Origin of the sequence: Bartonella bilalgolemi (genome assembly GCF_023500045.1) — a bacterium.
In the GTDB taxonomy this organism is placed as follows: domain Bacteria; phylum Pseudomonadota; class Alphaproteobacteria; order Rhizobiales; family Rhizobiaceae; genus Bartonella; species Bartonella bilalgolemii.
On sequence record NZ_JAMCOF010000013.1, the window covers coordinates 1 to 20,626 of the forward strand.

Annotated in this window: 16 protein-coding genes, 1 other RNA gene and 1 pseudogene; 10 read left to right on the forward strand and 8 right to left on the reverse strand. The window is 35.2% G+C overall.

What is annotated here, in order from left to right:
• Window positions 1-232: 232 nt before the first annotated feature.
• From M4Z11_RS06570 to M4Z11_RS06580, 3 genes are read right to left on the reverse strand one after another with little or no spacing between them, the layout of a single operon-like run.
• Entirely contained in the window at window positions 233-2,059 is a 1,827-nt protein-coding gene (locus tag M4Z11_RS06570) for an aminopeptidase P family protein (RefSeq protein WP_249677758.1), read from the reverse strand.
• A gap of 17 nt (window positions 2,060-2,076) precedes the next feature.
• Entirely contained in the window at window positions 2,077-2,946 is an 870-nt protein-coding gene (locus M4Z11_RS06575) for a 50S ribosomal protein L11 methyltransferase (protein ID WP_249677760.1), read from the reverse strand.
• A gap of 1 nt (window position 2,947) precedes the next feature.
• A complete protein-coding gene (locus tag M4Z11_RS06580) occupies window positions 2,948-3,547 on the reverse strand; it encodes an SCO family protein (protein WP_249677762.1) in 600 nt (199 codons plus the stop codon).
• Between the two features lie 578 nt (window positions 3,548-4,125).
• Between M4Z11_RS06580 and M4Z11_RS06585 the strand changes: the two genes are divergently transcribed.
• Window positions 4,126-5,808 (forward strand): hypothetical protein, encoded by a 1,683-nt coding sequence (locus tag M4Z11_RS06585; protein ID WP_249677764.1) that lies wholly within the window; start codon window positions 4,126-4,128, stop codon window positions 5,806-5,808.
• Window positions 5,809-6,226: 418 nt separating this feature from the next.
• On the opposite strand, the gene M4Z11_RS06590 is transcribed toward M4Z11_RS06585, so the two are convergent.
• The 4 genes from M4Z11_RS06590 to ssrA all read right to left on the reverse strand — a co-directional run bounded on the left by M4Z11_RS06590 (window position 6,227) and on the right by ssrA (window position 10,287).
• Window positions 6,227-8,677, reverse strand: a complete 2,451-nt coding sequence (locus M4Z11_RS06590; protein ID WP_249677766.1) for an ATP-dependent helicase — start codon at window positions 8,675-8,677, stop codon at window positions 6,227-6,229.
• Window positions 8,678-9,018: 341 nt separating this feature from the next.
• The gene (locus M4Z11_RS06595; RefSeq protein ID WP_249677768.1) at window positions 9,019-9,201 is read right to left on the reverse strand and encodes a DUF4169 family protein; all 183 of its coding nucleotides are present in this window, start codon (window positions 9,199-9,201) and stop codon (window positions 9,019-9,021) included.
• Between the two features lie 12 nt (window positions 9,202-9,213).
• Window positions 9,214-9,759 carry an SspB family protein gene (locus M4Z11_RS06600; protein ID WP_249677770.1) on the reverse strand — a complete coding sequence of 182 codons (546 nt, stop codon included), beginning with the start codon at window positions 9,757-9,759 and terminating at the stop codon, window positions 9,214-9,216.
• A 168-nt stretch (window positions 9,760-9,927) separates the two neighbouring features.
• Window positions 9,928-10,287, reverse strand: a transfer-messenger RNA (tmRNA) gene (gene ssrA / locus M4Z11_RS06605).
• A gap of 90 nt (window positions 10,288-10,377) precedes the next feature.
• On the opposite strand from ssrA, the pseudogene M4Z11_RS06610 reads away from it, so the two are divergent.
• Window positions 10,378-10,683 (forward strand): annotated as a pseudogene (locus M4Z11_RS06610) (DUF2853 family protein).
• A gap of 79 nt (window positions 10,684-10,762) precedes the next feature.
• Here the strand turns inward: M4Z11_RS06610 and M4Z11_RS06615 are convergent.
• Complete coding sequence (locus M4Z11_RS06615; protein ID WP_249677773.1) at window positions 10,763-12,070, reverse strand: MFS family transporter; 1,308 nt, start codon at window positions 12,068-12,070, stop codon at window positions 10,763-10,765.
• Between the two features lie 182 nt (window positions 12,071-12,252).
• Between M4Z11_RS06615 and M4Z11_RS06620 the strand changes: the two genes are divergently transcribed.
• The 8 genes from M4Z11_RS06620 to M4Z11_RS06655 all read left to right on the forward strand — a co-directional run bounded on the left by M4Z11_RS06620 (window position 12,253) and on the right by M4Z11_RS06655 (window position 20,564).
• Complete coding sequence (locus M4Z11_RS06620; RefSeq protein ID WP_249677775.1) at window positions 12,253-13,047, forward strand: thymidylate synthase; 795 nt, start codon at window positions 12,253-12,255, stop codon at window positions 13,045-13,047.
• Window positions 13,044-13,553, forward strand: coding sequence for a dihydrofolate reductase (locus M4Z11_RS06625; protein WP_249677776.1), 510 nt, complete (start codon window positions 13,044-13,046; stop codon window positions 13,551-13,553). Before M4Z11_RS06620 ends, M4Z11_RS06625 begins: the two co-directional genes overlap by 4 nt.
• A 131-nt stretch (window positions 13,554-13,684) precedes the next feature.
• Window positions 13,685-14,815 carry an FtsH protease activity modulator HflK gene (gene hflK, locus M4Z11_RS06630; RefSeq protein ID WP_249677778.1) on the forward strand — a complete coding sequence of 377 codons (1,131 nt, stop codon included), beginning with the start codon at window positions 13,685-13,687 and terminating at the stop codon, window positions 14,813-14,815.
• Window positions 14,816-14,817: 2 nt separating this feature from the next.
• On the forward strand, window positions 14,818-15,741 hold the full coding sequence (gene hflC / locus M4Z11_RS06635) for a protease modulator HflC (RefSeq protein ID WP_249677779.1): 924 nt from the start codon (window positions 14,818-14,820) through the stop codon (window positions 15,739-15,741).
• Between the two features lie 121 nt (window positions 15,742-15,862).
• Window positions 15,863-17,353, forward strand: coding sequence for a Do family serine endopeptidase (locus M4Z11_RS06640; RefSeq protein ID WP_249677782.1), 1,491 nt, complete (start codon window positions 15,863-15,865; stop codon window positions 17,351-17,353).
• 73 nt (window positions 17,354-17,426) lie between these two features.
• Complete coding sequence (gene miaA, locus M4Z11_RS06645) at window positions 17,427-18,302, forward strand: tRNA (adenosine(37)-N6)-dimethylallyltransferase MiaA (RefSeq protein ID WP_249677784.1); 876 nt, start codon at window positions 17,427-17,429, stop codon at window positions 18,300-18,302.
• A gap of 324 nt (window positions 18,303-18,626) precedes the next feature.
• Complete coding sequence (locus M4Z11_RS06650) at window positions 18,627-19,748, forward strand: ATP-dependent DNA helicase (protein ID WP_249677789.1); 1,122 nt, start codon at window positions 18,627-18,629, stop codon at window positions 19,746-19,748.
• Between the two features lie 81 nt (window positions 19,749-19,829).
• Entirely contained in the window at window positions 19,830-20,564 is a 735-nt protein-coding gene (locus M4Z11_RS06655) for a pyridoxine 5'-phosphate synthase (protein WP_249677793.1), read from the forward strand.
• Window positions 20,565-20,626 lie beyond the last annotated feature (62 nt).

Genomic DNA, 20,626 nt, shown 5'->3' on the forward strand with positions numbered 1-20,626 from the left:
TTAACCAAAGCCGGTTTCTCTGGTACAAGCATTTCTGGCGGTGTACGCTATCAATTTTAAAAAGAAAAAAGTACTCTATATATCTGAAACTTTTTGTCAGTTTTGTTAAAAATCTACAAAAATTGGCTGATAGGGCTTTATCTCTAATTTCCAGAAATTAGAGTGTTTTATTATGTTTTGTACTCTATCTTAAGCTTCTTTTTAGATATTTAATTTAGGGGTGCATTTACAATCAAAGAGGCATTGTAGCTTTTTTTAGCCATTTTTTGTCTTCTTTATCAAGATAAGGGGCATTAACTTGATAAACACAGGCATGATAGTCATTAAGCCACTTTTTTTCTTGTGCCGTTAAAAGTTTTATCAAAATTAATTGTCGATCAATAGGGCACTTTGTAAGTGTTTCAAATGATAGCATATCTATATCGCCATTAGTAATTTTTTGCGGTGGTTTGACAATCATCAAATTTTCAATGCGAATACCAAAAGCTTTTTCACGGTAATATCCAGGTTCGTTAGAGATAATCATACCGGGAATAAGTTCTTGGTTTCCATAGCGTGAAAAATTTTGTGGTCCTTCGTGAACAGAGAGATAAGAACCAACTCCATGGCCAGTACCATGTGCATAATCAAAACCAGCTTTCCATAAAGCACTACGTGCTAAAACATCAATATCTTGTCCACGTGTACCTTTAGGAAATTTTGCACTTGAAAGAGCAATCATGCCTTTGAGAACAAGGGTAAAACAGCGTTTTTCTTCTTCTCCAATATTTCCAATTGCTACCGTACGGGTGACATCTGTAGTACCATCTCGGTATTGCCCACCTGAATCAACAAGATAAAGCTCACCTGCATTCAGTAGTCTATTTGTCTTAGTGGTTACACGATAATGAATAATTGCACCATTTTTACCTGCTGCTGAAATCGTATCAAAGGAGAGATCTTCGAGTTTTATTTCCATTTCTTGTGCAGTTATGATACGAAATTTTTCTAATTTTTTAGCAGCTAAAATTTCATTAATTGTGCCTGGTATTTGTCTATCAAGCCAGGACAAAAAACGAGTAAGTGCTATACCATCACATAAATGTGCTCTGCGTGAGCCATTGAGCTCTGTAGTATTTTTAATGGCACGTGGTAAGACAACAGGATCTGTTAGTGTAATAAAAGATCCTCCTGTTTCTTCAATAACGGTGCGTAACTTTTCGCACGTTAAAAATGGATCTAAAGCAAAAACAGTACCTTGTTGAACATGATTTTTGATATTTGAAATAAATTCTTCTGGTTTATATAATTTTGCATAACATTTCAGGTATTGTCTTTGCTCATTCCCAATTTTTTTACTATTAATAAATAAGCTTGGTTTTTCTTTAATTGAAATGATAGCAAAACAAAGGGAAAAGGGTGAATTAGAAACATCATTGCCACGTATATTGAATGTCCATGCAATAGAAGATGGATCTGTAAAAATAAAAGCATTTGCACCAGATTGCTTTATATTTTTGCGAATTTGTGATAGCTTTTCATTTGTGCTGCATCCTGCATATTTGAGAGGATGAATTGATAAAGGGGTTTGTGGGCATTGGGGTTGATCTTTCCAAATAAGATCAATGAGATTGGGGTGAATTTCTATAAGTTCTCCACCTATCTTCAATTCTAATGCTTGTCTCAATATGGCTGTAGCATTAATAGTATGAAGCCACGGATCAAAGCCAATTGAAAGTTTTTGTCTATTTTTTTCAAGCCACTGTGCTGGTGAGCAGATTGCTAAATCTTCATAATCAAAAATACAAGAATCTGTTTGCTGACGAACTTGAAGTTTATAACGCCCATCTGTAAATATAATAGCTTTATCTTTTAAAATCAATGCTATACCAGATGATCCAGTAAATCCAGTTAACCAACCAAGACGTTGAGCATGTTTAGGGACATATTCTCCTTGATGTTCGTCTGTATGTGGCACTAGAAAGCCATCTAGTCCAAAGTGATCAAATTTTTTGCGAAGAGCTGCAACACGCTTTGCGGCATAAGTAGGGTTTGCTATTGTTTCAAAAGATTGATACATAAAGACGTTCTTTTCTTTTATTTCAGATGCAAAGTAACCCATCCTTGTCGGAGATATGTTTCAATATGTTTTAGACCTTGTTTTATATAAGCTTTTAAAACATCATCGCGCTGTTCTTCAAGAATTCCGGATAGTATAATAGATCCACCTTTTTGCAATGCTTTCACCATATCGTGTGCGAGCTCGATTAAAGGGTTGGCAAGAATATTAGCAACAATAAGATCAAAGGGAACGCATGATGCGACTTTATCATCGCTAAAATCCGTAATTGTAACAGCTGTAACATGCTCTGTTACACCATTGAATCTAATATTATGTTTTGCAACTTGAACGGCTATTGGATCTATATCTGCTGCAAGTACAGGAATAGGTTTGAGCATCACGATACCAATAGCTAATACCCCACTACCTGTGCCTAGATCAAGAGCATTTTGCGGGTTCTCATTTTGTATTACTTTGGTAATCATTTCTAAACAGCTAAATGTTGTTCCATGATGACCTGTACCAAAAGCTTGATTAGCTTCAATTTCAATAGGCAAAACATTAGGTGGAATGTTTTGTCGTTCATGGCTACCGTGAAGAAAAAAAGGACCAGCACACACCGGTTTCAATTCTGCAAGACTTTGTTTTACCCAATCGATATTAGGTAAGATTTCTATGTTAATTTTATTTGGATCTGTTGCAAGAATGCGTGAAAAGCATTCAGAAGCACTTTTCTGATTTTTTTGATCAACATAGAGTGAAATCTCATAAATAGCATTTTTTTCGTCTATTTCTGTAAGAGCAAGAGGATAACCTTCCTCCTCAAAGGCTACTTCCATAAGAGCATAAAATTTTTCCGCCTCATTTTTAAGAGCTGTCCAATACAGACGAATTTGTTGTGACATGCTATTTTAAATTAGTGGAATTTGAAACGAGTTTTTTTAGCCGTGTAATAGCGATATTGTCTTTTAATTTATTTTTGTTTTCTTCAATATTATACGGAATGATCCCAGCTAATTTCCCACCTTTTTTAAGCAAGAAAATTGCAGCTGTGTGATTATAGGTATAGTTATCATCATTTGTTCCAAGTACTTTTTCAGAAACAATATTAAAAGAAGTAACCATTTTATGAACTGCGTTAGGATCTCCACTTATACCAATAATTTTATCAGTAAAATTGCTTAAATACTCACGAAGTAGCTCTGGTGTATCACGTTCAGGGTCAACAGTGACAAACCATACACCTAATTTGTCAGCATCTGGACCAATTGCTGAAAGCCACCGACTAAGATCCATAAGCGTAGCAGGGCAAGTATCAGGGCACATAGTATAGCCAAAGAAAATTACTGCAGGTTTGCTTCGGATGTCAGCCTCAGTGACGATTTTACCATTAGAAGCAGTGAGTGTAAAATTCTCACCCAAAGGCTTATTTCTAAACGCGTCATAGGTAAAAACACTAGCGAGAAATACAACTGTTAGCCCCAGTATGCGTATTACATTTTTCATAGATCGGCTCTCTTATATAGCAAGTATATAAGAATTATAATGCTTATAACTTAATTTTGCAATCACCGTTTTGGATAAAAAGCATGTATGTTGATGAGTATACAAATATATACTATAAAAGACATTTTATCTAGATAAAGGATTGCATACTATCATTTCGTATACTTTTATGTAAAAGAATGAATATGTGTTAAGAAAAACTTTTTGTTTTATAGAAAATAAATTATGTACTTATGAGGAAATATTTTTATAATAAAAAATCAAAGTAAATATTTATAAAATTTCACATTACTATTAAGCCTTCTTATCGTTGATTCGATCATTTTTGAAAATTTCTATTTTATCTAAAATTTTAGCATCATCTTAATAAATTTTATCCCTATGCCATAAACCTTAGCTTTTTTAATTTTAATCATTTAGCATTGTTATAAGCTTTGTACTTTTTTTGAAGTACAAGCTTTTAAAAAATTTGTACTGCGTAAAGAACATCTTGACACTTTGGACAAAAACTTTGTAAAAAATAGAACGTATGGAAATAAAATTTTTTAGAGTTTAGAGATTAAATAAAGAATTTTTTTATGTCTAAAAAAATAGATGGAAATATAATAGTTAACGATAAAGAACTTGATCGTACTAAGCTTTTTAAGCTCTCTAAACGTATCAGTTCGGATGATTTTGGTGATTTTGTTGAAGATACTAAGAATTTGTCGGATGAAAATCTTCAGATTGCTACTGTTCAGGCTCGAATATACGACAAAAAAGATCATGATAAACTCAGGAAGTATGAACTTACAGACGAGAAAATAGAATTCGATTCTTATGAACTTTATCGCATTATAGCTCTTAGGGATTTTGGATCTGTAAAAGCAGGTGATCTGGGTGGTTTTATTGAAGCTGAATCTAATTTATCCCATGAAGGCGATTGTTGGGTTGGTGGTTTTGCTGTGGTTTACAACAAAGCTCACATTTATGGTAATGCCAGGGTTTATGGTAATGCCGAGGTTTGTGGTAATGCCAAGGTTTATGAAAATGCCGAGGTTTATGGTAATGCCAGAGTTTTTGATGATGTCAAGGTTTATGGTAATGCCGAGGTTTATGGTAAGGCCGAAGTTTCTTACAAGGTTAAAATTTATGGTAATGCCAAGGTTTATGGTAATTCCGTTTTGTGTTGCAATGTTGAGGTTTTTGATGATGCCGAGGTTTATGGTAAGGCCAATCTTCATGAAGATGTCAAGGTTTATGGTTATGCCAAGGTTTATGGTTATGCCAAGGTTTATGGTTATGCCAAGGTTTATGGTTATGCCAAGGTTTATGAAAATGCTGTAGTCGATGATGCTACAATTTCTGGCAATGCTGAGATTTATGGTGAGGCTGAGGTTATAGAGAGTGCTCAGATTTGTCATAATGCAAGGGTTTATGGGGAAGCCGGAGTTCGTGGTCATTCTAAGATTTTGCATAGTGCTAGAATTTATGGTCAAGCTCGGATTTGGGATAATGCTAAGATTTTCGGAAATGCTGAGATTTATGATGATGCCTTAGTTGAGGATAAGGCTTGCATTTATGGAAATGCTAAGATTCATGGTTCTGCTCGTGTTTGTGATTGTGCTATGGTTACAAAGGCTGCTGAAGTTTATGATGATGCTGAGATTGCTGGTAATGCGATGATTTGGGGTAATGCTGTAATTTACGGTACAGCTATAGTTAAAGATAACGCTAAGGTTTATGGAGATACTGAAGTTTATGGAAATGCCAAGATTTACAACAATACTCAAGTTTATGGAAATGCTAAGGTTTATGATAATGCTGTGATTGAAGGTGATATTGAGATTTTTGATAATGCTAAGATTTTCGGTGGTGTTAAGATTTATAATCGTGTTCAGATTTCTGGTAATGCTGAAGTTTTTGAATGTGCTAGGATTTCTGGTAATGCGATGATTTCTGGTAATGCGATGATTTCTGGTAATGCGATGATTTCTGGTAATGCGATGATTTCTGGTAATGCGATGATTTCTGGTAATGCGATGATTTCTGATAAAGCTCAGATTATGGGCAATTCTAAGATTTACGGGAGTGCCAAAATTTATGACAATGTCAAAGTTTATGGTAGAGCACGAGTTTTCGGGGATATTAAAGTATATGGTGATATTGAGATTCTAGATAACATGGAAATTTCTAACGATAATCAAATTAACGAAAAGAAAATTTATCGTGATATCAAAATTCGTAAAACTAAGTTTAAAGGGAGTTCTCTGGGGTTGTGATAATATTAAAGCGGCTAAAAGCTATAGTTTGCAATAATGTTATGATTTAGGGTGCTTTTCGCTGTACAAATGGAGCGTCAGAGTTTTATAAAGTAAAATGGAGTTTTGTGGTTTTTTTTATGCCAAAAATTAGTGAGAAATTGAGTCAAAAATTTCTTCTTGAAACAGAACAGATATTACTCTGATTAAGCAGTGATTTTAATCCGAAATTATTTAAGAAAAAACAAAGATTTTTTTTATTTTACTTAATTTGCCATTTAAGCAATGGGTATGAGCAAAGCGCGCATAATATCTTTCTATTTTGATCAACATAAAAATAACAGATTATCTTTATAAATCAATAATTTATAACTACAATACGATAAAATGGTTTGAAAATTAAACTTCTATTTGGAAAGATAATTTGTAGTACATTACACTAAGCTTTTGTTACAAAATTATCAATAACACGTTTTTCTCCGGCTTTATCGAAGCAGATAGTTAATTTATTACCATCTATTGCTTTAATTTGACCATAACCAAATTTTATATGAAAAATCCGATCATTTATAGAGAAAGCTGAGGATTTATCAGAGACTGATTTTGCAATGATATTTCCTTCAATATTTTTTTGTTGGTGGAGTTGGCTAATTTCAGGGTTTAAATCGATATCACCGTGGCAAATTCGCTCAGCATGAGCAGCAGATTGTTTTCTCCAATTATTGAGTGTTGTTTCTGTTTGATTTTTTTGAGCGCGTTGCCATCTTGGTATTGAATAATTATTATGAAAAGAACTTTGCTTTTTGAAGCATGCTTGGCTATAACCGCCATAAGATGTTTCAGTTTCTGTTACTTTTATATGCTCTTCCGGTAATTCATTGAGGAAACGAGAAGGGATTGTAGATTGCCAAAGTCCATGAATTCGCCGATTGGACACACACCATATATGCAAGTATTTTTTTGCTCTTGTTATTCCTACATAAGCAAGGCGTCGTTCTTCTTCTAATCCTGAACGACCACCTTCATCTAGTGAGCGTTGATGAGGAAAGAGACCTTCTTCCCAACCAGGAAGAAAGACAGTTTCAAATTCAAGACCTTTAGCGGAATGAAGAGTCATGATATTAACTGCATTCATTTTTTCACTACTTTCAGAATCCATTACTAGTGAAACATGTTCTAAAAAACTACGAAGACTTTCAAATTGTTCCATAGAGCGGATCATTTCTTTAAGATTTTCTAGTCGTGTTGGTGCTTCTGATGAACGATCTTCTTGCCACATTGCTGTATAGCCTGAATCATCAAGGATTATTTCAGCAAGCTCTGTATGTGGTGTGTGTTGTAACATGTTTTGCCAGCGGTAGAAATTTTCTACAACATCTCGCAAAGCATTGCGTATTTTAGGTTTTAGCTCATCAGTTGAAATTATTTCAGCTGCAGCAACAAAGAGGGGAATAGAGCGCGCACGTGCGCTATTATAAAGATGACGTAATGTTGCATCTCCTAGACCGCGTTTGGGTATATTGATAATACGTTCAAAGGCTAGATCATCAGCTGGTTGAACAACAACACGTAAGTAAGCTAAGGCATCACGTATTTCCATTCGTTCATAAAAGCGAGGACCGCCAATAACGCGATAATTGAGACCAAGTGTGACAAAGCGATCTTCAAATTCACGCATTTGAAATGATGCGCGCACCAATATAGCCATATGATTTAATGAATGACCAGCCCGTTGTGCTTGTTCAATTTCTTTTCCAATAGCACGAGCTTCTTCTGCAGAATCCCATGCGGCATGAATTTTTACTTTTTCATCATCGCTATTTATCTGATCAGAAAAAAGCGTTTTTCCAAGCCTATCTCGATTATGAGAAATTAAATGAGAAGCAGTTTTTAAAATATGTGATGTAGAGCGATAATTGCGTTCTAAACGGATGATTTTTGCAGGAAAGAAATCTTGTTCAAAGCGTAATATATTATCGACTTTTGCTCCACGCCACCCGTAAATAGACTGATCATCATCCCCTACACAACAAAGGTTAATTTGTTTTTCATGGCGCTGAGCCAAAAGACGGAGCCAGAGATATTGTGCTGTATTTGTATCTTGATATTCATCTACAAGAATATAGCGAAATTTATTATGATATTCGCGAAGAATGTCTGGGTTATGTTGAAAGATGGAAATAGAGTGCAGCAAAAGATCGCCAAAATCACAGGCATTAAGATTTTTTAGTCGATCCTGATAACTACGATAAAGGTCTCGTCCTATTCCATTGCCAAAGGAATGAGCATCGCCCTCTGAGATATGATTCGGCAAAAGTCCTTGGTTTTTCCAGGAATCAATCATTACGGCTAAATTACGTGCTGGCCAACGTTTATCATCTAATCCTTCAGCTTGAATGAGCTGTTTTAAAAGACGGGTAACATCGTCACGATCAAGAATGGTAAAATTGCTTTTTAAGTCAACAAGTTCTGCATGACGACGTAGAATCTTTGCTCCAGTAGAATGAAATGTTCCAAGCCAAGGCATATCGTCAACAGTTTTACCGACAAGCTCACCGATACGTATTTTCATTTCATGTGCAGCTTTATTGGTAAAAGTAACAGCTAATATTTGTTTAGGATGTGCAAGTCCGAGATGCAAAATATGAGAAATACGAGTAGTAAGAACGCGAGTTTTTCCAGTACCAGCACCTGCAAGAACTAAAATAGGCCCTTCTGTATTTATGACAGCTTGCTTTTGTTCTGGATTCAGCTTTTCTAAATAGTCAGGCTCATATTGCGTGTTTTTGCTTTCTGCTAAAGTATGCGTAACTAACCTAGAATTATTTTCAGGCTTATAAGAAGATACGCCATTTTTAAGAGACGTTATATGATCGGAAAAATCACTCATTATAACTTTATCTAGTATTTTTTTGATTTGAACGCTAGATAAAAATTATTTGCTTAAAAAACACGATACATAAAGTATAGAGATTACAAGAAAAGACAAAGATACAGTGTATGAAATAAGCGGCGATCAGAGATACATACATGTAATAAAGTTACAAGCTTACTTTTATTTTCAATTATAATGGATGCATAAAAAGTTGCAATGTAAAAGCGAATAGGCTTATTATTTCAAAACAAGCTTACATTGAAATTATAAAAAAATCATATTTTGCGATGAAATCAAAAAAGATTTCTTGGAGAAGAGCGCTTTTGATTAATGAATAATATCATTCTTGTCTGTTTTCATTCATCGCTAGAGAGATGATTTTGATCGAGAAATTTTTGGGCTTTTAGAGTTTCTTTTTTATCAAAAAGTTTTTCAAGTTTGGTTCGTCCAAAACGATAGCGATTTTCCTCTGCATGAATGGCTCGTTCTATACGTTTTTTCTGTTTTCGAAATTGACGAAGATTAATTAGTACAACCATAGAGTAATTCATTTATTTTTTTCGGAAGGAGTCCAAAGAAACAATATTAGCACTTTGCTTAGAATCATTGTTTGATGATTCTTTTTCCGTTTTGAGAGTTGATATTTTTGTAGATATATTTTCCTTTTTTTGTTTATCTGAAGGAATAACAGGTGAACATGAAGTATTTTCTAGATTTTTACTCTCTCCTGAAGTGAGGTTAGAGGGAAGATCAAATGCTGTTTCAAAAGCTGCTATAGGATCATAAAAAACTTGGATAGAATTAAAAGGGATAACCAGTTTTTCAGTAATTTCTCCAAAGGAAAGTGTTACTTCAAAAGCAGTTTCTGATACACTTAGATCTCTAAATTGGTGTTGCAATACGATGGTCATTTGATCAGGGTAGCGCTTTTGAAGCCGAGGAGAAATTTTTATTCCTGGTGCGTTTGTTAAGAAAGTAATAAAAAAATGATGATTACCTGGAAGTCCTGCTTTGGCTACTTCCAATAAAACTTTTCGGATGACTCCACGAAGTGCATCCTGAACGAGAATGTCGTAACGGATCTGATCTTGAACCATCGAAGTTTATTCCTCTTAAATTTATGCAGTGATTAAATATGAATAATACAGTGCAATAACATGTTTTTAAAAGCTAGCAACATTTTATTTACTATGCACCTAATTAATCAAGAAAAACACGAATTTATTTTAAATATTGTCTGGCAGGTCAAAATAGATAGTCATAAAAGTGAAGGCTTCTGTTGCCAGGTGCCTTCGAACCCCGCTTAGACCTGCGACGGTTTAAGACTTAGTTTGAAGCTTTCGCATCGCTTAAGCAGCAATGAGACGTACTTCCGCATAGTTGTCATTTGCAACTACTCATTTAGTCCGATAACGGTGGTACAATGCCGAGTAAAAGAGCAATCTTTACACCCTTGTCGATCCTATTTCGCCCCCATAAAAATATAATCTCTGTTTGATTATATTTTGGTGGAGGCGCCGGGTACCGCCCCCGGGTCCAATTGGTTTATTTCATTGTCCATTTATTACCATAGCTGAAAAGACAGCTTTTAAAATATAAACGAATAACAGTTTTTAGAAAAGGGGGGGATTGTTAATATTTTAAATCCTCTAATTATTGAGGTAGAGATATGATTGTGGTTGTGTATAGTTACTGATTGTTAGAAGGACTGCAAAATGATGTATGCTCTAGAAGATATTAAATTGTATGACATAAATCCTGATGAAGCTGTAATAGAACGACTTAGACGTCATTTAACTTTGGTAATAAATCATCAAAGATGCATCGCTAGTTTCCACATCGGATCAAAAAGAGCTAGAATGTGTTGAAAAATAGGCCCAAAGTGTATTGGATGTTAATAAGGAAAACGCAAAAAAAGCTGTTTCAAAAGTTGTTGAAATGATGTCGGGAGATCACAAAAAAATCGTGTGACTTTTTATTATCTGATTACCAAGCAGGTTAATGCGCTTGATAAAATTTGAATATTTAAAACTAAATCTTATATTATAATTTCAAAAAAGCCTAAATTTCTTTAGACTTTTTTGTTTACTATAAAAACATTTAGTGAATATCATCACCTTGGAGGTATCCACTTTTTCGGGCATCAGGCATTAAAAGAACTGCAATGAATGCAATAATCATCATGCCAGTTATATAAAGATAAAAAATAAATTCATATCCAATGTCTTTTAATAAAAGTGCTACAGATTCAGCGGATCCGCCAAATAATGCATTAGCGACAGCATAAGATAAACCAACACCCATTGCTCGTATTGAAGATGGAAACATTTCTGCTTTAACGATACCAGAAATGGATGTATAAAAACTGATAATACATAACATTCCAATAAGGATTAATAAAGCAACCCATGAATTGTTAGTATTACCAATCATTTGAAGCCCAGGAATTGTAAAGATCACAGATAATACACTCCAAATAAGAAGTGAAGTTTTTGTTCCAATTTTATCAGCTAAAGCACCAAATGCCGGTTGAAGTAACATAAAAATAAAAAGTGCAGCAGTCATTATAGTTGTAGCTGTATGCTTATCAAATCCAGTAGTTGTAATGAGGTATTTTTGCATATAAGTTGTATAGGTATAAAATGTTAGTGATCCTCCAGCTGTAAAACCAATTACTAGAAAAAAAGCTTTTCGATGGTTACGCCAAAGTTCTCTAATACTACCAGCTTGTCCTTTAGAACGGCTCTCTTTAGTTGTTGTTTCATGAAGCGAACGACGGAGAAAAATCGCAACAATGGCTCCGAAACCACCAATAGCAAAGGGGATACGCCAACCCCATGCTTTTAGTTGTTCCTCTGTGAGATAAAGCGCTAAAATAAATATAACAAGGCTGGCAAAAAGTTGACCACCAATCAGTGTAGTATATTGAAAAGAGCTAAAAAATCCTCGTTGGTTTTTAAGAGCAATTTCACTCATATAAGTCGCTGTTGTTCCATACTCACCGCCAACAGAAAGTCCTTGAAGCATTCGGAGTAAAAGCAAAAGAACTGCTGCTGAGGCTCCAATAGTTTCATAAGTAGGAAGTATGGCAATTAGGAATGAACCGCTACACATCATAAAAACAGAAATAAGCATTGAGCGCTTGCGTCCATAACGATCAGCAATGAAGCCAAAGAGCCATCCACCGACCGGACGCATAAGAAAGCCAATAGCAAAAACTACAGCAGCTTTAAAAAGCTGGAGTATAGTGTTGCCGTCTGAAGGGAAAAATTGCGATGCAAAATAAATTGAAGTAAATGAATAAACATAAAAATCATACCACTCTACTAAATTACCTGAGGCACTAAATATGATAGACCGAATACGTTTTTTTGCATCATGTAGTGCTAAAGTTCCTTCATTCTCCATGGAGATCGTCCCTCTTTATTAAGTTGCTTACAGCTTGCTTCTTACAATTTGAATCATCAAAATTCAATCGTTTAATGGTAATTTCTTGTAAGTAAATCATTTTGATGCTTATTAAATTGCATTTTTGTGAATTTTAAAGTTTCTATTTTATACAGCATACAGAATCGGGCATAAACATTAATATGAAAGCATATCTTGATCTCTTATTCCATGTTTTAAACAACGGTATTGATCGCTTGGATCGAACCGGTATTGGGACGAGATCGGTTTTTGGATATCAAATGCGATTTAATTTACAGGATGGATTTCCACTGTTGACAACAAAAAAATTGCATTTGCGTTCAATTATCTATGAGCTTTTATGGTTTCTTAAAGGTGATACAAATATTGCATGGTTAAAAGAGCATGGCGTATCTATTTGGGATGAATGGGCTGACAAAAAGGGGAATCTTGGGCCTATTTACGGTTATCAGTGGCGCTCTTGGCCTACACCGGATGGGCGTAATATTGATCAAATAAAAAATCTTTTAGCTATGATTAAACAGAATCCTGATTCACGTCGTTTAATTGTATCAGCGTGGAATCCGGCGGCGATAGAAGAAATGGCTTTACCTCCTTGTCATTGTTTGTTTCAATTTTATGTTGCTGCTGGCAAATTATCTTGTCAACTGTATCAGCGTTCAGCAGATGTTTTTTTGGGTGTGCCATTTAATATTGCTTCTTATGCATTGTTGACAATGATGATTGCTCAAATAACCCATTTACAAGTAGGAGATTTTATTCATACTCTTGGTGATGCTCATCTTTATTTGAATCATTTTGAGCAGGCAGAACAGCAATTATCTCGTACACCGAAAGCTTTACCATCAATGCTTATCAATCCAGAAGTAAAAAATCTTTTCTCTTTTACATTTAAGGACTTTGAATTGCTTAATTATGAAGCTTTTCCACATATCAAAGCACCGGTGGCAGTATGACTCTTCCAGTTTGTTTGATTGCAGCTGTTTCACAAAATAATGTTATAGGTTGTGCGGGTGCAATGCCTTGGCATTTATCAACAGATTTGCAACGTTTTAAAGCTTTAACTTTAAATAAGCCTATTATTATGGGACGGAAAACTTGGGATTCTCTTGGACGTCCTTTGCCGGACCGCACGAATATTGTTATTACTCGCAATCGTACGTTTGTTTCTGAAGGTGCCGTTATTGTTCATTCTTTATCTCAGGCTCGTCATATTGCAGAACAAGTGGCCTTCCAGAGTGGTGCAGATGCAGTTTTTATTATTGGAGGTGGTGAAATTTTTCAACAAGGGTTACATATAGCTGATAAAATATTTTTTACTGAGATCCTAGCTTTTATTGAGGGCGATAGTTTTTTTCCTGTTTTTGATAAAGAAAAGTGGACTATTATTAAAACCCAATATATTCCAGAGGGTGATAAAGACGATTATCCGACGCGTTTTGTGATTTATGAGCGGAAGTGATCATTTGAGGTATTGAAAGTATTTATTGTTTACATTGTAAAAAAATAATAAGCGCTTTAAACTGAAATCAAAGATCAAGTTTTGTAAATTATTAAGATTTGATTAAAAACATTAACTTAAATGAGGTGATAATGCCCTGGACAAATCAAAACGGTAGTGGCCCATGGAATGGTGATAGAAATAAATCCGATGGGGATAAAAAGCTATCGCCTAAGAAACCTTTCGGTTCTGGTGGTAGTAATGGTCCTAATATTGATGATATTTTGCGTAAAGGACAGGATCAGCTCAAGCAGTTTGGTGGCGGTGGTGTTTTTATTATAGTGTTTTTTCTTGCTTTCTGTTTTTGGTGTTTTCAATCTATTTATATCGTTCAACAAAATGAACAAGCTGTGGAATTGCGTTTTGGCGTTCCTAAAGAAGGCATTATCAGTGATGGTCTACATTTTCATTTTTGGCCAATTGAAACTTATATGAAAGTACCTTTAACAGAAAAAACCATTTCTATTGGTGGCCAGTCTGGTCAATTGCAACAAGGTGAAGGTTTGATGCTTTCGAGTGATCAAAACATTGTTAATGTTAATTTTTCTGTGTATTATCGAATTTCAAGTCCCAGCCAGTTTTTATTTAATGTGAATGACCAAGAAGGTACAGTTCGTCAAGTTGCTGAAAGTGCAATGCGTGAGGTGATTGGTTCACGGCCAGTTGATGATGTTTTGCGCGATAAGAAAGAAGAAGTTGCTGATGATGTCAAAAAAATCATCCAATTGACTTCAGATAAATATCAACTTGGTGTTGAAATAAATCGTGTGTCAATCAGTGAAGCTGCTCCTCCTACTAAAGTTGCTGCTGCGTTTAATTCTGTTCAACAGGCAGAGCAGGAACGAGGGCGAATGATTGAAGAGGGTAATCGTGTACATTTTACTAAGATGGGTTTAGCAAATGGTGAGGCTTCACGTACACGGGAAGTCGCAAAAGGTGAAAAAGCGCAGATGATTGAAGAAGCAATAGGACGTTCTGAACGTTTTCAAGCTATAGCGCGTGAAGCTGCAATTGCACCAGAGGCGGCTCGCTATCGTCTCTATATGGAGACGATAGGGCGTATTCTTTCTTCTCCAAGAAAGGTAGTTTTAGATCAAACAGCCTCTCCAACGGTATCTTATTTGCCTTTAAATGAATTGCTAGGCAGTTCATCAAATAAAACAATAACAAAATCAAAGCGTTCTGTAATACTACCGGATTCTGACCTTTCTAAGGGATATTAATTATGCAGCAATCTCGTTTCTTTTTTATTTTAGGGACTGTCATATTTGTTTTTGTAACCTTATGGATGTCTGTTTTTATTGTTTATCCTCGTCAACAGATAGCGATTAAGCGCTTTGGGCAAATTGTTAATGTAGAACCTAAGCCAGGTATTTATTTTAAAGTGCCTTTTTTTGATCATACTGTTATTATTGATAATCGATTGTTGCGTTATGATTTACCTACACAGTCTGTTCAGGTTCGTGGTGGTGCATATTATGAAGTGGATGCATTTTTTATTTACCGTATTACGAATCCAAAACTATTTTTACAGCGCATTGCATCTGGTCGTCCACAGATTGCTGCACGTGAGAATCTTGCACCCCGTTTTATTGATGCTTTGCGCGCTGTTTACGGTAAGAGAGAATTTAGAGCGGCTTTATCCGATGAACGTGGGGCGATGATGGCTGAGGTACAACGCCAATTTTCTGTAGATGCAGGCTCTTTGGGTATCACTATTGTTGATGTGCGGATTCGCAAAACTGATTTAACTGATGCTGTTTCAGAGGATGTGTATCGACAAATGGCAGCTGAACGTGAGGCTGCAGCAGAAGATATTCGTGCTCGTGGTCAGCAAGAACGGGATCGCATTATTGCAGAAGCTAATCGTAAATATGAGGAAATTGTAGCAGCAGCGAAACGTGATGCTGAAATTACCCGTGGTGAAGGGCAGGCCGAAAGTATTCGTCTTTTATTGAATGCACGAAAAGTTAATCCGCCATTTTATGATTTTTGGTTAGCAATGGAACAGTACAAGAATTTAGAGAACACTTCGATGGTGATTTCTCCACAAGAAGACTTCTTTTTTTATTTCCGTAATCCGCCACAAGCAAATAAAATATTTGCGCCTGTAGAGACATTGGATAATAAGATGGTGATTGATAAATAGGTAAAGTCATCATAAGATTATGTTATTTCATGAAAAATTCGATCTATGAATTCTTTCTTTGCTGGTACGATATTGTAGAGGGCGTGTTAGTTTCATATAAATGTATATTATAGGTAAAAATATGTTTCTCAAGCGTTTTACTACGTTAGCTACTATTTCTATAGTTGTGTTTCTATCGGGATCAATAAGTTGGTCTAATGTTGTTTTGCAAAAAGATGGGCCATTATCAGTGCCTGATTTAGTTACAACGCTTTTAGATACTGTGGTGAATATTTCTACAGCGCAAACAATTGATGGGACTGAGCAGGATGAAGATACCTCTTTGCCAATCGTTCCAAAAGATTCATTATTGCAAGAATATTTTGATGATTTTTTTACACCTGGAGATGATAAGAAAGATAGCCAATTTCAAAAAATGCGTTCTTTAGGATCGGGTTTTGTAATTGACGCACAAAAAGGACTTATTGTTACAAATTATCATGTTATCGTTGATGCTGATTATATTGAAGTTAATTTTGCTGATGGCACAAAGTTAAAGGCAAAATTGCTTGGGAAAGATAGCAAAACAGATTTAGCTTTGCTTCAGGTTGAGCCAGAAGGAAAAAAATTAACGGCTGTACGTTTTGGTAGATCAGAAAATGCACGTATTGGTGATTGGGTTATGGCTATAGGAAATCCTTTTGGTTTTGGTAGTAGTGTAACGGTTGGAATTATTTCTGCACGTAATCGTGATCTTAATGCTGGTCCTTATGATAACTTTATTCAAACAGATGCAGCGATTAATCGAGGTAATTCTGGAGGTCCATTATTTGATAGAAATGGTGAGGTGATCGGGATTAACACAGCAATTGTTTCTCCTTCTGGTGGATCGATAGGTATTGGTTTTGCTATACCCTCTGATATGGCGCTTTCTGTTATTAATCAGTTACGTAATTTTGGAGAAGTAAAACGTGGTTGGTTAGCTATCCGAATTCAACCGGTTACAGATGATATTGCAAAAAATTTGAAACTCAATAATACTGTTGGAGCATTAGTTGCAGGTAAAATAGAAAATGCGGAAGTTGATAATAGTCAGCTGCATGTTGGTGATATTATTCTTTGCTTTGGAAATACCAAAATTAAAAATATACATGATCTGCCGCGTTTAATAGCAGAAGGTTTAGAAGGGCAAGTAGTCAATGTTACAGTTTTGCGTGATGGGCAAGAGAAAACAGTGAAAGTTAAGCTTGGTCGTTTGGTGGAAACAGATTTGGATGAAAATATAATAGAAAAGTCTGGTGATAAAGAAAATAATAATGTACCCGAAAAGATGGAAATGCAATTTATGGGAATGACGTTATCGGAACTGACAGCTGATTTGCGTCAACGTTATTCAATTGCAGATAAGCTTAATGGGTTGATTATAACATCTGTTGCACAAAATAGTGTAGCTGATAAAAAACGTCTTCGCGTTGGTGAAGTGATTGTTGATATTAATCAAAGCATGATCACAACAATTGAAGATGCTAAAAAACGTTTTCGTAAATTACGTGAAGCTGGGCGTAAAAATGCTTTATTTGTTGTTGCTCGTCCGGATGGAGAATTGCGGGTTGTATTAATCCAAATGGATTGATGTTTTAATATTCTTGTCTGTTATTGCTTATAACAGCGATGTTTGCAGAAAAAATGTGAAGGCGTTGCTTTTCATGATACAAAGGACAATCACATTGATAGCGGGCCCAACTGCAAGTGGTAAGTCAAAACTTGCATTAAAAATAGCTCAAGAAAAAAATGCTGTTATTATTAATGCTGATTCAATGCAAATTTATGATACCTTGAATATTTTGACAGCACGGCCAACAGAAGATGATACTATAATTTTTCCTCATTATCTTTATGGTTATGTAAGTCCTTCTCTTAATTATTCTGTGGGACAATGGTTGCGTGATGTAGAAAAGCTTTTAAATGTAATAACATCGAAGTCACTTATTTTTGTTGGTGGAACAGGTCTTTATTTTCGTGCTCTTTTGGGAGGAATTTCAGAAATTCCTGATATTCCAGATGTTTGTCGACAAAAATGGCGGCGTCGACTTCAAGAAGAAGGTGCTGAGAATCTATATCGTCAGTTATTACAAGTTGATGCTGCACTCTCTAAGCGTATTTGTGCGCAAGATGGTCAACGCATTATACGTGCTTTGGAAGTTTATGATGTGACGGGTAAAACACTTAGTTGGTGGCAAAAACAAAAAACTACATCTTTGATTGCAAAGGATTATTCAGAAAAGATTCTTCTTATTCCATCGCGTCAACAGCTTTATGAGAATATTAATAAGAGACTGGATCGTATGGTTGAACAAGGAGTCTTAGAAGAGGTTTTTATTATAAAGCAGCTTATGCTTTCTCCTTTATTGCCAGCTATGAAAGCTATTGGTTTACCTGAGTTTATCGCTTATTTAGACGGATATTTAAGTTTTGAGAATGCTATTGAGACAGTGAAAACAAAAACTAGGAGATATGCAAAAAGGCAAATGACATGGTTTCATAACCAATTAAATGGGGAATGGAAGATTATCGCTGCATAAAATATTGAAAGCTTGAAAATAGCTTAAAAAGAAGAGAATATTTTAGACGAAATTTCTTTTAAAGATAGTTGTATGAAGAGAGAAAGGTGTGACAATTAAAATTTAAAATATTTTACTTTAGTTGCTTTATTTGTGAAATGATTGAGAAGATTTTAAAATTAATTAATTTATGGTGCAATATGTTTTAACTGTTGTAAATATGCCTACAGGTTTAGTAATAATAGGTTTTATCTTAGGAAATATAATACATATAAGATTTTTTTTTACAGTAATGTTGTTTTTTAGAGTGCTTGCACTTTTTGTACGAATCTTATTTTATAGGTTATGCAGTTTTCACCAGAACAGGATAATGCATTAAAAGCTGTAGCCACGTGGTTGAAAAATGGGAAATCACCTATTTTTCGGCTTTTTGGTTATGCAGGAACTGGAAAAACAACACTTGCTCGTTATTTTGCTGAAACAGTTGACGGTTCTGTTCAGTTTACTGCCTTTACAGGTAAGGCAGCCCAAGTTTTACGTTCTAAGGGAGCCAGTAATGCTCGTACCATTCATTCATTAATTTATTGCCCTCGCGGCGAAGAAGAAGTGTCTGATGAAGTAACAGGTAAAACATCCCTTACACCAACATTCGCATTGAATCGGCAAAGTCCAGTTGCACAAGCTAAACTTGTTATTGTTGATGAATGTTCAATGGTTGATGAACAATTAGCGCGTGATTTAATGAGTTTTCGAACACCGATTCTTGTTCTTGGTGATCCTGGTCAATTACCTCCCATATCAGGAGGAGGTTTTTTTTCTGAAAGTGCACCAGATTTTCTGTTATCAGAAATTCATAGACAAGCGCGTGATAATCCGATTGTTCGTTTGGCTATGGATGTGCGTGAGGGACGAGATATTTCTTATGGAGATTATGGCTTAGCGCGTGTTGTTACTCGTAAAGAGGTTAACCAACAATTAGTACTGGAAGCTGATCAACTTTTAGTAGGTATTAATCGGACGCGTTATCTTTATAATAAACGTTTACGTGAATTAAAGCGATTTACAACAGATTGTCCACAGGTTGGGGATAAACTTGTATGCTTACGAAGTGATCCTACTAAAGGTTTATTGAATGGTTCTTTATGGAGAGTTATGACTTCACAGAAAGAAACTGTTAAGCCAGGTATAAATCTTATCATTAAGCCAGAAGATAGTGAACGTGGTGTGGCAAAAGTTAAACTTCTAAAAGCAATCTTTGAGAATCCTGATAATCAAATTTCGTGGCAATTAAAAAAACGATATGATGATTTTGATTATGGATATGCATTAACTGTCCATAAAGCTCAGGGGTCTCAATGGGATAATGTGGTTTTATTTGATGAAAGTTTTGCATTTCGTGATATGTACGCACGATGGCTTTATACAGGAATTACACGGGCAGCGGAGCGCTTAACAATTGTTAGATAGCTCAAGTATATTTTATTGTTTGATATTATGCTGAGGTATGTTTTTTCTTAATATCAGAAGATTATAGAAGTGGGGTAGTGTGTGGCAATAAAACTTTCAGTTAATCTTAATGCTGTTGCCGTTTTGCGCAATAGGCGTAATCTTCCATGGCCAAGCATTGAAAAAATTGGATATATAGCACTTTCTGCGGGTGCAGCAGGTTTGACGGTTCATCCACGTCCGGATGAAAGACATATCCGTTTTGTTGATTTACCAAAAATACGTTTTTTAATGAATAATACTTTTCCTAATGCTGAATTTAATATTGAAGGTTATCCAAGTGATACATTTTTAGATTTAGCAGAGAAATATGCTGATCAAATTACTCTTGTTCCTGATTCTCCAGATCAGTCAACTTCAGATCATGGTTGGGATTTTGCTAGCAGTGCAGAATTTTTAGCGCCTATTATTCAGCGCTTAAAAGCAAAAAATATTCGCGTGTCATTATTCGCTAATACAGTTTTAGATGATCTTGATATCGTTAAAGCTATTGGCGCTGATCGTGTAGAATTTTACACTGGACCTTATGGTGGTGCGTTTGATGATGAAGAAAAGCAAATACAGGAGTTAAATAAATTAGTTCTAGCAGCACAAAAAGCAAGGCAATTACAATTAAATATTAATGCAGGTCATGATTTAACAATTGCTAATCTTCCTGCTCTTGTTAATCGAATTCCTTGGATTAATGAAGTTTCTATTGGCCACGGGCTTATCGCTGATGCATTAGAATATGGGATGCATGAAACTGTTCAGCGTTTCATTCAATTATTGGTATAAATTATCTATTCAAAAAATTGTAACGATGTATTGTATTTAGTATCTAAAGACTTTTATGTCAT